This window comes from Hymenobacter taeanensis (assembly GCF_013137895.1).
GTDB classification, from domain to species: Bacteria; Bacteroidota; Bacteroidia; order Cytophagales; family Hymenobacteraceae; genus Hymenobacter; species Hymenobacter taeanensis.
On record NZ_CP053538.1, the window covers coordinates 4,739,092 to 4,752,293 of the forward strand.

Below are 13,202 nucleotides of genomic sequence, written 5' to 3' on the forward strand. Positions count from 1 at the left end.
CTTTTAGCTTTGCCTTGGTCTTCTGCTTTACTGCAGAGGTCGTTGCCAAGTCCATGTGATTCTGGGGCTGGCCCCGATGAGAACGACTCCGTAAAAGCTTCTCGCTCGTGCAAGCACCGTCATCGGTTGTAGCTAGCGGCACCCGCTTTACCATGCTTACTTACGCCAAAAAGAGGCGTTGCATTCCCTAGGGATGCAACGCCTCTTTTTGCAGGTATCAGACTAACTGACAACTAAGCCCCATCCATCCGGACGATGCGCGGGGTGAAGGTACCCAGTACGTCTACCAGTTCCTGCTGGCTCTGCATCACGGCGTGAATGTCTTTGTAGGCCTGAGGAGCCTCGTCAACACCTCCGCCAATCAGTTCAATCCCGTGCTGCTGCAGGTAGCGCCGCACTTCAGCCTCACTCAGCTCCTGCTTGGCGCGAGTCCGCGACATGGCCCGGCCGGCACCGTGCGAAGCAGATGCCAACGAATCGGCGTTGCCGCGGCCCCGCACAATAAAGCCGGGAGCCGTCATAGAGCCAGGAATGACGCCCAGCACGCCTGCGCTGGCGGGCGTAGCCCCCTTACGATGCACCACTACCTCCCGCCCATCGGCTAGCCGTTCTTTCCAGGCAAAGTTGTGGTGGTTTTCCACTTTCGCCAGGGGTCGCTCGCCCAGGGCTTTGGCCAGGCGCTGGTGTATCTGGTGGTGGCAGGCCGAGGCGTAGTCGCCGGCCAGGTTCATGGCGGCCCAGTACTCTTGCCCGGCCTCGCTTTCCAGGGAGAGCCAGGCTAAGTGCTGCGCTTCACTGGGCAGCTGGCATACATCTTTGGCCAGCTTGGTGTAGTGGTTGGCAACGCTGGCGCCCAGGCCCCGGGAGCCGGAGTGCGAGAGCAGCCCCACGTACTGGCCTACGGGCACACCCAGCTCGTTTTGCGGGTCGAGGATGTCCACGATACCCCACTCCACAAAGTGGTTGCCGGAGCCAGAGGTGCCAATCTGCTCAGCGGCCGTACCCTGCTTGTTGCGCAGGAAGGCAATGTTGCTGAACTCGTCGCGCTCCAGCACGGCGTGGTCGAGCTTCTGGCCGCGCTGGAAGCCCTGCCGGTTGCCGAAGCGGGTATTATCCAGCAGGAGCTTGCGCATTTCCTGCACCCGCTGCTCCAGATGCCGGGGTGGCAGCGCAAACACCGACAGCGCCATGCGGCACCCAATGTCAACGCCCACGGCGTAGGGAATCACCGCGTTATCGGTGGCCAGCACGCCCCCGATGGGCAGGCCGTAGCCGTGGTGGGCATCGGGCATGAGGGCGCCGGCTACCGTTACGGGCAGCTTCATGGCCGTTTCCATCTGGTGGATGGCACCCTGCTCAATGTACTCGGGCCCGAATACGGCGTAGGGCTTGCGTTCTGTGAGGGCAATGTGCCGGCTGGGCGCAGGCAGCAAGGCCGCGGCCGTGTGGCTCCAGTCGAGGTGAGTGAGGTAAGTGGAAGGATCGGCTAGTAAGCTTTTCAGTAAGACTAGCTGGTCGGTTTGCGAGAGTTTTTTGAGATGCTTGCGCTGCAGTTGTGCCAGCGCAAGCCCAATGGCCCGTCCTTCGGGGAAGCCAAGCTGCCGAAGGTCGTTGCCGCGTAATTGATTAGCCATAATCAGGAAAATTGAAGCCAGCGAATGCGCCAGAAGGTGCTTGCTGCAGATAAGATGAGGTATCGGGCGCTAGTAGCGACGCCGAATAGTGTTGGTAGTATCTCGTCGGAGGAACATAATAGTTGAGGGAGGGTAAGGACTGGCCTAGGCCAGTGAGTGAAGAAGGGATAGAGTACGTATAAGAGTGGGTAACACCGGGCTACTGGCCTATAAGGGGCCGCATCCAGAATAGAAAATCGAAAGGGTGAAAAACGAGGCACCGATTGGTGTTTCAAACGAAGTAAGGCGACTCTACGACACCTTCCGGTTTTCAGTAATTCTTCCCTTTCACCTAACGGGGCTACAAACGCGAAGCCTCCAGAATGTGCTCTAACCAACTGAGCTACTGCCTTGCGGCAGGTGGGACTTGAACCCACGACCCCACCGTATCAAACGAAGTATGGCTCCGCTACGGCACCCGTTAGGTGTAAGGAAAAACTGCGTGAGGCAACAAACGCCAGGCCTCCATATCCTGCTCTACCAGCTGAGCTACAGCCGCTGCCGAAGCAATGGCCGGTGGGGCTCGAACCCACGACCTGGGCATTAAAAGTGCGAAGTATGGCCCAACTACGGCACTCACGCAGTTAACGTAATATCAGGGTAAATACTGGATTATCATTTGCCGGGGCAACAAGAGCCAGCGGTGGCCGAAGCCATTCTGCTCTACCAACTGAGCTACAGGCCTAGGTTACAAAAACGGGTGGACCTGATGCGACTCGAACGCACGACCCGAAGGAACGCTTGGCAACGGCACCCGGCAGGGAGATATTTCCGGCTGAACTCACCAGTTCAGGGCAACAGGCGGCAGGCGTGTCAGCCGCAGCCGAGGCCACGGAAGGGGAATCGAACCCTAGCAAAACAGGCGTTTTGCTTCAACCAAGCGAAGTATCGCCCGCCTACGGCACCTGACGTGGTGAGTCAGCCGGGTTGGAACGGCCACCGAAGCAACGAGGGCGCCGGCTATGCACCGTTCCGGCCGACGGCTGCCATTATGGGGCCAGCCGCCTTCCCAATGTCAAAAACGAAAGATGCTACATGGTTATTGAGTGAGGCAGGATATAAAGCTGCATTTTTACTACTGTGAAGGTTGTTTTTGCTGCCTATAAAGCAGTGCTGGATCGGACAGTGACCCGGAAGTGGCGGCAGCTTTTTTGGTATCTAGGCCACTTCCGGGGCCGCATGTTTATAAGTCAATAGCCTCGATTTCGGTGAGGGCGGAGCCGCCGTTTTCGAGGGCCGCCAACACGTCGAATATTTTATCCGACCAGCCGGCAATCAGGGCCACGCCATGCTCCGGATATACCTGCAGGGGCGTGGTACCGTGCCCAGCCAGGTCGAAGAGGTAGAGACGGGCGTTGGGTGCCACCGTGCGGCGGTACTCAGCCCACTCCTGCGCTACGCTGCTGCCGTTGAAGTGGGAGTTCCACAACTGGCAGTCAGTGAATAGCATCACCTTGTCGACCACCTCGCGGCGCTGACGCAGATCTTGAATTACCAAGTACCCGTTGGTGCTGTAGCCCACTTCGCCCTCGCGCTTGTAGAACTCCTCCACATTGCGCAGCACGGGGCCGCGGGGCAGGGTAAGGCGCTTCCAGGTGTCGCCGAACATGCCGGTTACCACATTCTGGCAGCGGCTCTGCAACAACATACCCAGCACCAGGCCTATGTCATAGTGCAGCACTTTGCTGCGCGCCGAGATAGGGTGCTGCATGGAGCCCGACACGTCGCAGGCTACTACCACGCGGGTCTCGTGGCCGAAACCGCGCAGGTTGGCGGCGCTGTGGCTGATGGCCGTTTCCAAAGCTGCCAGCACCTCTACCGCGGGGTTGGGGCGCAGGCTCAGCATGCCAAGCAACGTAGGTACTACGCCCGTTTGCAGGGCCTTTACCTCGCGGTAAGCGGCCAAGAAACGGAATGGCAACTGCTTGCTGCGCGCCACGGCCCGCTCATCAGAGAGCGTGGCGCACACTTGCTCCACCAGCTCCGGAGCTACGCCGGCTTCCAGGATGTTGCGCAGGTTGCGCAATAAGGCCATGTAGCCCACTTTGCCGCTGCCAATCAGCTCCTCCCATTTCTGGCGGAAGGCGGCGGTGCGCTCAGCTGGGGTGGCGTATTCCGCCTGCCCCAGCCCCGACAGCTCGGTTTCAAAGGTGTAAGGCGTAGGCAAAGTGCCGGCCACCAACTGGTTGAACAGGGCTTGCTGGGTCTCGTTCTGGGGCATGGGGTGCACCAAGAAGAGCGCATCGCGGAGGCGCACGGCCCCGGCCCGGTCGTACTTGGCCAACTGGTAGCCATCGAAACGGTTGAAGCTCTGGGCTAAACCTTTCTGCAGCTGCTTGGAGAGTCGGTTGAGGACTTTGGTCCCGCTCCGGCCGTTAGCATGCGCATAGTAGGCCAGTAACTCCGTGATTTCATCGGCGCGCTGCACCACGCGGGCCACCAAGCGGCTCACGAGATTGTCGCCGCGGTGTAAGCGGGCCAACTCCACGCACAGCACCAGGGGTACCGAGCGTAAGTAGAGCCGTTCACGGGCATATACGGCCAGGCGAGCCACAAATAAGGCATCGTTTTTCGCTACCAACTCGCGCAAACGCACCAAGCGGGTATCGGCCTTTTCGTAGTTCTGGTCCTGCAAGGCCGCCGTGGCAACGGCCGCGTAGAGCTCCAGGGCCGGCGTGAGGGTGTAAGCCGCCGCCCCTTCGTGGTTTAAGGTATCAGGTTGAGGAATGCGAGGGGTAGTATTGAAGCGCATAAGATGAGGTATAAAGCGGGTGGGTAAGTAGTAAGTAACAGCAGAGCAAGAGGCTGAAGCCTACCCTTAAGAGGTTTTTATTTCCTGATTGGCAGCAGGCAGGGGCTCTTCCTCCGTAGGCCAGTTTATTGCTAGCTCATATTCGGAAAGGCGGAATAAATCGTACATACAAGCAATAGTTTAACAGTGAAAAAAGAATTAAGTATTACCGCAAAGTCATAGCAATTCCAGCACGAATAAATTAATTATTTATTCGAATAATGGATATGAAAAAAGCCCGGCCTTTCGAGAAGCCGGGCTTTTTTCAGGGATACGTCACGAAGAATTTACCTACGTGAATTGTCCAACGAAAAATCCCGGTCGCGCCACTTCCCCTCACGGCTGATGGGCCGTTTATCCTGGGGCTGGCATAGAGCGCAATTCAGATATGACTGCATGACCGTGGGGATGGTATAGGGTGAAAAACAAGCGACCCGAACCTGTGGGGCTCGGGTCGCGGAAGTGTCAGAGGAGGCCTACTGCTACTTAGCTATACCGAACCGCGCATGAAACCCGCGGTTTCATCTCGTCTTGGCTGATGGTAAAGTTTGAGTGGCGTAGCATGGCGTTGTGTTGTTTTGGTGAGACAAATATGAAAGGAGTTTTACTATATACCAAATACATGTAGAAAATATTTTTAAATATTTTTTTTACACGAGCACACAGATCAACCCATCAAACCACTTAAATCCACATCTAATTAATTTAAACAGCATTTACACATATTATTTAGAACGATATAAATTTTTAATTTATTCAATTGCCCTAAAGCCAGCCTTAAAGACTTAAAGCTTTCGGTAGCTGTTAGCGCCTCACCCCAACTTCCAGACACGCCGGAGGAATCAAGCGGCTCGGTCGATAAATCAGGGGCATTAGTAGATCATAGTTCCGGGCGGTGGTGAGACGCGGTAGGTTTGGAAAGAAGTAGCCTGGGAAGCGGGCTGCATTCCCTTAACTCCTTTCTATTATGCGTAAGCTACTTGCCGCCTCTCTGTTCGCTGCTGCCTTGGCCGGGGCCACCCTTTCGGTACCTGCTCAGGCCCAGACGGCGCCTTCTGCCCAGAAGGTTAAAACCAAGAAAGACAAAACAAAAATCAAAGGCGACGACGACACCGCTGCTCGCCCCGAAGGCCATAGGCCCGGTGGCCCTGGCAACATGCTCGTCGAAATGACCAAGACCCTGAACCTGACGGCCGATCAGCAAACCCGCGTAAGCGCTATTCAGCAGGAGCAAATGCAGCAGATGCAGACCCTGCGAGAACAAAGCTCGGCGGGCACCGACCGGCAGGCCATGATGACGCAGATGCGCAGCCTAGACGAAACCACCGACACCCAGCTCAAAGCCGTGTTGACGCCGGAGCAGTTTCAGAAATACCAGGCCCAGAAGCAGGAGCGCATGCGCAACCGTCGGCTGCCCGGCGCCAACCAGTAGCATCCGCTCGTCTTACTGATCAGGCTGCACCCCAGGCGGCCCCTAAGGATCTTATCACGCCTGCACCACTGGCCTAGCCAGGTTTTGACTGGTCTGATAAGGTCCTTTTTGCGTTGGGCCAACCAGCTACTCGTACTGCATACCGTATCCTTATCTCCCTTGCTGAGCGTACATCAAGCTAATTTGAGCCCCGAATGGCAGCCCAACTCCCCATAACGAAACCTAAAACTACCTGGCGCCGCATCTGGAAGGTGGTCATCCACGTAGCCTCGTGGGTGGGCGTGGCCTCTATTCCGCGGCTGCTCTCCACCAACCCGCCCCCGTTTCATCTCACTTCCCTGGTCCCTCCGCTCCTGCTGGCGGGCTTCTTCTACCTGAACTACCATATTCTAATTCCAAGGCTGTTTGCTAAGCGGCGGTTTCTGGCGTATTTTGGGGTGGTGCTGGTGCTGCTAGGCCTCTTTTACTGGCCTTTTATTTCGCGGGCCACGGGCATCACGAAACGCCCTTCGCGCCCACACCGCACCGAAATTGTAGTGGGCAAGCCTGGTCAAACCACCGTTCAGCTCCAACACTCCCGGCCACCACAGGGCATCTGGATGATCGGGATTCTGGTATGGATTATCAGCAGTGGCCTACGCATAACCAGTGAGTGGTTTGAAACGGAGCGGGCCCGGCGGGAGCTTCAAAACAACCACCTCACCGCCGAGCTGGCGTTCCTGAAATCGCAGGTCAGCCCCCACTTCCTGTTCAATACGCTCAACAACATTTACTCCCTGGCCCAGCTCAAGGCCGATGAAGCACCGGAAGCCATTCTGCAGCTTTCCCAGCTGATGCGGTACATGCTATATGAGTCGGCGGCGCCGCGGGTACCGCTGGACCGGGAGGTGGCCTACGTGCGCACCTACATGGATCTGCAGCGCCTGCGCCTCACCCCTGAGCAGGTAGCTATCAGCTTCATGGTGGAAGGCAACCTCTCTGGCTGTATGATTGAGCCCATGCTGCTGATTCCGTTAGTGGAAAACGCTTTCAAGCACGGTATCAGCGCCCGGCACCCTTCTAAAATTGCCGTGGAGCTGGCGGTGGCGGGGCAGCAGCTTCAGTTTAACGTGACCAACACGCGGTTCCCGGAAGCCAAAGCCGACCACGACCCTAACTCGGGCATTGGGCTGCCCAACGTGCAGCAGCGCCTGGCCCTGCTCTACCCCGACCGCTATACTCTCCAACTAGATCAAACGCCCACTGAGTATTCGGTGGCCTTAACCCTGACCTTAGCCCATGCTCCGCTGCCTGTTAGTTGATGATGAACCTCTAGCCCTGCGCCTGCTCACGAGCTACGTGGAGCGCGTGCCCTTTTTGGAGCTGGTAGGCACCTGCCGCAGCGCTCTGGAAGCCATGACGGTACTCCAACAGGAAAGCGTGGATGTGCTCTTTCTGGATATTCAAATGCCTGACCTCACGGGCGTGGAGTTTGTGCGCACGCTCCGCCCGGAGGCCCTGGTCATCTTCACCACAGCCTACGAGGCCTACGCCCTGGAAGGCTTTAACCTCAACGCCGTTGATTACCTGGTGAAGCCCTTTGCCTTCGACCGCTTTGTGCAGGCTGCCCAAAAAGCCCAGGACCGCCTGCAGGCGCGTCGGCCCACTGAGCCAGTAGCTGCGCCACCCGCGCCAGCACCGGCCGATGATTTCATCTTTGTTAAGGCCGACTATCACACTCAGCGCATCAACCTGCGCGATATCCGCTACCTCGAAGGCCTCAAAGATTACATCAAGATTTACACGGGAGCTGGCAAGCCTGTCCTCACGCTTAACTCCCTGAAAGCCTTCGAAGACCGCCTCCCCTCCCAGGATTTCGTGCGCGTGCACCGCTCTTTCATCATAGCTCTCAGCTGGATCGACTCCATCCGCAAAAACCGCATCTACCTCGGCGAGGCCATCATCCCCATCGGCGACTCCTACGCCGATGCTTTTCACAAGCTCATCGAAGAGCGCAACATGCACTAGTGGTGAAATAGTGAATGCTTGATGAGGTGTATGGAAAAGGACGGCAGCGCAGCCATAGAGTTTATAGTCATAAAGTCGGTTGCAGGCTGTAGACTGCTTAGCAGCGCAAAAGAGACTGAGCTGATGCTTTTTACTTCCTTACGCAATGCGAACCAGTATGGGGTTGGCTGTGCTGCTGCCCTACGGCGTGCTGCTGCCGCTTTTTTCCGTATACCCCACTTCGCATCCACCTATTCACCACTTCACAATTTCACCACTAGTGCCCTGCCTTGCCTCTTCGGAACGCTACAGTATTTCCTTGCCCAACGGCCACCGCTTCCCTATCGCCAAGTATGAGCTCATTCGGGAGCAGCTGCTGTGGCAGGGCATTGCTCCGGCCAGCGACATCTACGACCCAGGCCTAGCCGCCGAAGATGACATCCTACGAGTGCATTCCCCAGACTACTGGTACCGTGTGCGGGACCTACAGCTGACGGCCGCCGAGGTGCGCCGGCTAGGCCTGCCCCAAAGCCCGGAGCTAGTGCGCCGCTCATTGAGCAGCGTGGCCGGTACGGTAGAATCGTCGCGGCGGGCCTTGCGCGATGGTATTGGCATGAGCCTGGCCGGCGGCACCCACCACGCCTTCCGCGACCGGGGCGAGGGGTTTTGCGTGCTCAACGACATTGCCGTAGCTGCCGCCCGCCTGCTCCACCACGGCGAAGCCCGGCAGATTCTGGTGGTAGACCTCGACGTACACCAGGGCGACGGCACAGCCAGCATCTTCCAGAATGAGCCACGCGTGTTCACCTTTTCCATGCACGCCGGTGCTAACTACCCGCTGCGCAAAGAGCAGTCTGACCTTGACATTCCGCTAGAGCTGGGCACCGAGGACGCCACCTATCTGCAGATTCTCGGTAATACGCTGCCGAAGCTCATAGGCCAGGTGCAGCCTGATTTCCTCTTCTTCCAGGCCGGAGTTGATGTGCTGGCTACCGACAAGCTGGGCAAGCTTGCCCTCACCCAGGAAGGCTGCCGCCAGCGCGACGAGCTAGTGCTCCGGCTTTGCCAGCAGCGTCGTATTCCCGTAGCCGTAAGCATGGGCGGCGGCTACTCTGAACGCTTGTCAGACATCGTTGATGCTCATTGCAACACATTCCGGGTGGCCTACGAGGTATTCGGGTGAGTTGAAAGCTAGTAGTCATTCCGAGTGAAGCGAGGAATCTGGGGTCCTAACTCTGTGACAAACCTTACCGCCTTCGCCTCCTTGGTAGGGATAAAGGTGCGTTCTGACAAAGTTGTTGAGGTCGTCTGGCCCCCCCTCTCCCAGAGGGGCAGGGGGTGGGGTTACCCCAGTCACTTACACCCTACCTTTGCTATATGAATCTGCATAACCCCACCACCGACTTACCCGCCGCCAACTCACTGCCCACGCTGGCCCCTGCCGAAGCACCCGGCACCCCAGCGCAGCAGGCGTTTCGGGCGGCCGTAGCACAGGTAGAAGGCTTGCGGCAACGCCTGCAGGAGTTGAAAGTGGAGCAGGCGGAGGCCCGGCGGCGCTACTGGCAACAGGTAGGTCCGGCGGCGGAAGCCGTAGTGAAAGTGCGGCAGCGGCTGTTTGTCCCCCTCGAAGATGCCTTGCTGCTGGGCTTTTTCAGTCGCGCCGAGGAGCATCAGATTACGGCCGTGATTGTGGGCAATGCCCGCTCCCTGCAAGACCGGTTTGGAGAAGATGCCGCCGATATCTTGCGAAAATACGCCCCCCGCCGTCGTGTTGATCTGGAAGACGATGAGGAAACAGCTCCAGCTGTTGAGGCCACCCCCCAGCCCGATATCGACCCTACCTTGCCGCCCCATGAGCAGGCAGCCCAGGCCGCCCGCGCCCGGCGTAAAACCAAAACCCAAAAGGCCCAGGAAGCCGCTGAGAAAGCAGCCCGCGACGAGCAGCAAAGCCTCCTTTCCAACACCAAAACGCTCTATCGCCAGCTAGCCCGCACTCATCACCCCGACCTGGAGCGCGACCCGGCGGCTCAGCAGCAGAAAACCCAACTGATGCAGCGCATCACGGAGGCCTACGAAGCCAACGACCTCTACACCCTGCTTCAGCTGCTCTCTGAGTCGGCGCCCACCTCTGCCACCGATGACACCGTGCTAGCCCGCTACACCCAGGCCCTGCACCAGCAACAAACGGAACTGAAGCAGCAACTCAACGCCCTCAAGTACGGCGACAACGGCTTCTCTGGCAGCACGGGCAAGAAGCGGGAGCAGGAAATCCGCCACCTCAAACGCCACCTGCGCGCCGAGGCTGAGTACCTGGAGCATATCTTCCACCTCATCCAGGAGCCTACTGGCCTACGCGAGGTGTTGAAAGAACTGGCGGCAGAAGGCCACGAGTCGATATAGCCATTCCTCCGCCCTGCCCCTGCTACTTGTTTACCGCGTCATCCTGAGCGGAATGAAAGATGATGTACCGTCTGCACGAGTCGCTCTAGGTCAGTCTTGCTAGTTTGAGAAAACCCTTTGCCCCGCTCAGGATGGCATATTAGTGTGGTGGAGTATTGACCAGGCACGATACGTTGGGTGTGAGTAGCCGCAGATTCTCACTACCTGCGACATCTACTTCCCAAACCAGCAGAGCAGGCTACGTTCCTTCCTGATACAGCGGCGGCACGGGCAGCTTAAATACATCGCGCAGGGCGCGGCTGGCGGCGTGGTAGCCACACATGCCGTGCACGCCCCCACCGGGCGGTGTGGAAGACGAGCACAGGTACAGCCCCGGCGCCGACGTGCGGTATGGTGATGCCCGCAAGGCTGGGCGCGTAAACAGCTGGCCTAGATCGAGTGTGCCCCCGTTGATGTCACCGCCTATGTAGTTGGGGTTGTGCGCTTCCATTCCAGCAGTATCGAAGGTATGCCGGCCGATAATTCGGTTGCGGAAGCCGGGCGCGAAGCGCTCTACCTGGCGTTCAATGGCATCGGTCATGTTCACGCGGGAGCCGTTGGGTACGTGGCAGTAGGCCCAGGCAGTGTGCTTGCCAGCGGGGGCGCGGGTAGCGTCAAACAGGCTCTGTTGGGCCAGTAGCACGAAAGGCCGCTCTGGGTGCTGCCCCTGTGAAATGGCATGCTCCCCGGCCTGAATTTCCTCCAGTGTATTGCCCAGGTGTACGGTGCCGGCCTGGGCGCACTCGGGGGCAGTCCAGGGAATAGGCCCATCCAAAGCCCAGTCAATCTTATACACGCCCCAGCCGTAGCGGTAGCGCCGCAACTGCCACTGGTAGATTGCCGATAACCGGTGACCGGCAATCTGGAGCAGCTGAGCCGGCGTCACGTCAAACAGCACTGCCTTGGCCGATGGTAGTTGACTCAGGCTCTTAATGTACGTGTTGGTTTCTACCTTGCCGCCCAGGGCTTTGAAATGGGCTGCCAGCGCATCGGTAATAGCTTGGGAGCCGCCTTTGGGCAGGGGCCAGCCGTGGCGGTGGGCCGCAATCAGCAGCACTAGGCCAATAGCGGCGGTGGTGGGGTTGGTGAGGGGCTGAATGGAATGGGCCGCCATGCCCGCAAAAAGCCCCCGCGCCTCCTTGGTCCGGAAGCGCCCCGCCAGCATGGTAGCCGGCTGCAGCGCCGATAACCCAAACCTAGCCATATCCAGCGGGTGACGTGGAAAGCTGAGCGGGGCCAGTACATCGGGGGCAAGGCCGGGCCACGCCTGCACCAGCGGCTCAAGCAACTGCTGGTAAGCGCGCGCATCCTGGCCCAGGCTTCGGGCTGTTTCAGCTAGCGAGGCTACTGCCGCCGCAGCCGTGCCATCATCAAAGGGGTGGGCGGCGGCTACCGGGGGCGTAATGTACTCTAGGCCGTATTGGGCCAGCGGCAGCGTCTGAAAATAGGGAGAGGCAGCAGCCAGCGGGTGAATGGCCGAACAGATATCGTGGTGGAAGCCCGGCAGCGTCAGCTCCGCGGTGCGTAGGCCACCTCCCAACGTTTCCTTGCCCTCCAGCAGCAGCACCGACAGCCCCGCTTGCTGCAGTACAATGGCGGCAGCCAAACCATTCGGCCCCGCGCCTACTACTACTGCGTCATACTCTGGCTTATTCATGCAAGAAAATTCAATATTGACGTACTGGCCTAACACCAGAACCCGCGGGTACACACAAGCCGTGGTTATGTAAAGGCATCCTCACACATACGCAGCCGAGGCCTACGGTGCCTGTAGTGAGCTCACTGATTAGTTAAGACAGAAATTCTACCAGCTGCTTTAGCACCCCTGCATCGCGCATAACCCCATTGTGGCCTAGGCCAGTGGTAGGCCTGAAATCCAGATTAGGCCAGCTATTGGCAATTTCCTGTGCTTCAGCAAACGGAATACTCTCATCGTTGAAGTCGTGCACGAGCATGGCCCGATCTGCGGGTAGCGTGTGGCCCATCTGAATCAGGCTGAAGCTTTCGGCATCGCGGCCGTGCTGCTCCTGAATGTACCGATGCATGCGCTGCACCACCGCTTCAGGCAAGTGCAGAAACTGAGCAAACCGCTGGGCTACGGCCGTAGTGCTGCCCGGGGCAGCCAGCAGCACCAGTCGGGGCAGCCGCCCGTTGCCAGCACGGTTAAACTCTACGGGTATGCCGGCGGTAGCAGCGGCGCCCAACGAGTGCGCTACCGCCGCGTACACCTCCCCTACCTCATCGGCTACGGCCTGCACGGCCCGGGCAAAAGCTGGAAGTGTAGTGCGGCGGCCAGCGGAAGCCCCGTGGGCAGGACCATCAAGAGCAACCACCCGAAAGCCAGCCCCCACTAACCCGCGCACCATTACACCCCAGAAGCTAGCCCGGTGTTCCCAACCGTGCACGAGCAGCACTGTGCGCGAGCCCTGAGGGTTCCATTCATAAGCCGCAATGGCCCCGCGCGCTGAGTTTACCCAGAACTGCCGGGCTTCTGCAACAGCAGCGGCCTCCCAGCTTTTTTCAGGCAGCTTTCGTGGGGTTGTAAACAACCGCCAGGCTGCCCCAAACGCCAGCTCAGTGGAGAACCCAGACAGTAAGCGAAACTTCAGACGCAACAGCCGGATGCTACGTGGCACGGCCGTTTGGGTGGCGACTATGGTGGGGTTGCTCATTATAAAGCAAAAGTACACATAGACATTCTGCAACAGGCAGTTACCAGCACTAGTACGGTTTAGCCTGAACGCTACATAGGTACTCCTGGCCAAGATTCACCTCTCATTATATTATTTTATTGAGGATAATTAAGTTTTACTTATACTCACATCCTAAAGTTCACTATTCCCCTTTGCAGCAGCCTTTTCATGCCTTATTCGCATTTAAA

The 13,202-nt window shown here is 58.3% G+C and carries 9 protein-coding genes; 5 read left to right on the plus strand and 4 right to left on the minus strand.

What is annotated here, in order from left to right:
- Nucleotides 1-233: 233 nt before the first annotated feature.
- Nucleotides 234-1,634 (minus strand): RtcB family protein, encoded by a 1,401-nt coding sequence (locus tag HMJ29_RS19780; protein ID WP_171593112.1) that lies wholly within the window; start codon nt 1,632-1,634, stop codon nt 234-236.
- Between the two features lie 1,222 nt (nt 1,635-2,856).
- A complete protein-coding gene (locus HMJ29_RS19785) occupies nt 2,857-4,425 on the minus strand; it encodes a TROVE domain-containing protein (RefSeq protein WP_171593113.1) in 1,569 nt (522 codons plus the stop codon).
- A gap of 1,006 nt (nt 4,426-5,431) precedes the next feature.
- Here HMJ29_RS19785 and HMJ29_RS19790 point away from each other — a divergent pair.
- From HMJ29_RS19790 to HMJ29_RS19810, 5 genes are all read left to right on the plus strand, one after another.
- Nucleotides 5,432-5,896, plus strand: coding sequence for a DUF4890 domain-containing protein (locus HMJ29_RS19790; RefSeq protein ID WP_171593114.1), 465 nt, complete (start codon nt 5,432-5,434; stop codon nt 5,894-5,896).
- Between the two features lie 194 nt (nt 5,897-6,090).
- Nucleotides 6,091-7,197 (plus strand): sensor histidine kinase, encoded by a 1,107-nt coding sequence (locus HMJ29_RS19795; RefSeq protein WP_171593115.1) that lies wholly within the window; start codon nt 6,091-6,093, stop codon nt 7,195-7,197.
- Nucleotides 7,175-7,903 (plus strand): LytR/AlgR family response regulator transcription factor, encoded by a 729-nt coding sequence (locus HMJ29_RS19800; protein WP_171593116.1) that lies wholly within the window; start codon nt 7,175-7,177, stop codon nt 7,901-7,903. Before HMJ29_RS19795 ends, HMJ29_RS19800 begins: the two co-directional genes overlap by 23 nt.
- A 145-nt stretch (nt 7,904-8,048) precedes the next feature.
- Nucleotides 8,049-9,065 carry a histone deacetylase family protein gene (locus tag HMJ29_RS19805; RefSeq protein ID WP_317241286.1) on the plus strand — a complete coding sequence of 339 codons (1,017 nt, stop codon included), beginning with the start codon at nt 8,049-8,051 and terminating at the stop codon, nt 9,063-9,065.
- A gap of 194 nt (nt 9,066-9,259) precedes the next feature.
- The gene (locus HMJ29_RS19810) at nt 9,260-10,282 is read left to right on the plus strand and encodes a J domain-containing protein (protein WP_171593117.1); all 1,023 of its coding nucleotides are present in this window, start codon (nt 9,260-9,262) and stop codon (nt 10,280-10,282) included.
- Between the two features lie 238 nt (nt 10,283-10,520).
- Here the strand turns inward: HMJ29_RS19810 and HMJ29_RS19815 are convergent, their stop codons facing one another.
- Complete coding sequence (locus tag HMJ29_RS19815; RefSeq protein WP_171593118.1) at nt 10,521-11,978, minus strand: phytoene desaturase family protein; 1,458 nt, start codon at nt 11,976-11,978, stop codon at nt 10,521-10,523.
- A 133-nt stretch (nt 11,979-12,111) separates the two neighbouring features.
- Entirely contained in the window at nt 12,112-12,993 is an 882-nt protein-coding gene (locus tag HMJ29_RS19820) for an alpha/beta fold hydrolase (protein WP_171593119.1), read from the minus strand.
- Nucleotides 12,994-13,202 lie beyond the last annotated feature (209 nt).

What these genes read in the sequence shown, in the direction of transcription:
- HMJ29_RS19785 (WP_171593113.1), bottom strand. Translation starts at nt 4,425, where the DNA reads ATGCGCTTCAATACTACCCCTCGCATTCCTCAACCTGATACCTTAAAC.
- HMJ29_RS19815 (WP_171593118.1), bottom strand. Translation starts at nt 11,978, where the DNA reads ATGAATAAGCCAGAGTATGACGCAGTAGTAGTAGGCGCGGGGCCGAAT.
- HMJ29_RS19790 (WP_171593114.1), top strand. Translation starts at nt 5,432, where the DNA reads ATGCGTAAGCTACTTGCCGCCTCTCTGTTCGCTGCTGCCTTGGCCGGG.
- HMJ29_RS19810 (WP_171593117.1), top strand. Translation starts at nt 9,260, where the DNA reads ATGAATCTGCATAACCCCACCACCGACTTACCCGCCGCCAACTCACTG.
- HMJ29_RS19795 (WP_171593115.1), top strand. Translation starts at nt 6,091, where the DNA reads ATGGCAGCCCAACTCCCCATAACGAAACCTAAAACTACCTGGCGCCGC.
- HMJ29_RS19780 (WP_171593112.1), bottom strand. Translation starts at nt 1,634, where the DNA reads ATGGCTAATCAATTACGCGGCAACGACCTTCGGCAGCTTGGCTTCCCC.
- HMJ29_RS19805 (WP_317241286.1), top strand. Translation starts at nt 8,049, where the DNA reads ATGCGAACCAGTATGGGGTTGGCTGTGCTGCTGCCCTACGGCGTGCTG.
- HMJ29_RS19800 (WP_171593116.1), top strand. Translation starts at nt 7,175, where the DNA reads ATGCTCCGCTGCCTGTTAGTTGATGATGAACCTCTAGCCCTGCGCCTG.
- HMJ29_RS19820 (WP_171593119.1), bottom strand. Translation starts at nt 12,993, where the DNA reads ATGAGCAACCCCACCATAGTCGCCACCCAAACGGCCGTGCCACGTAGC.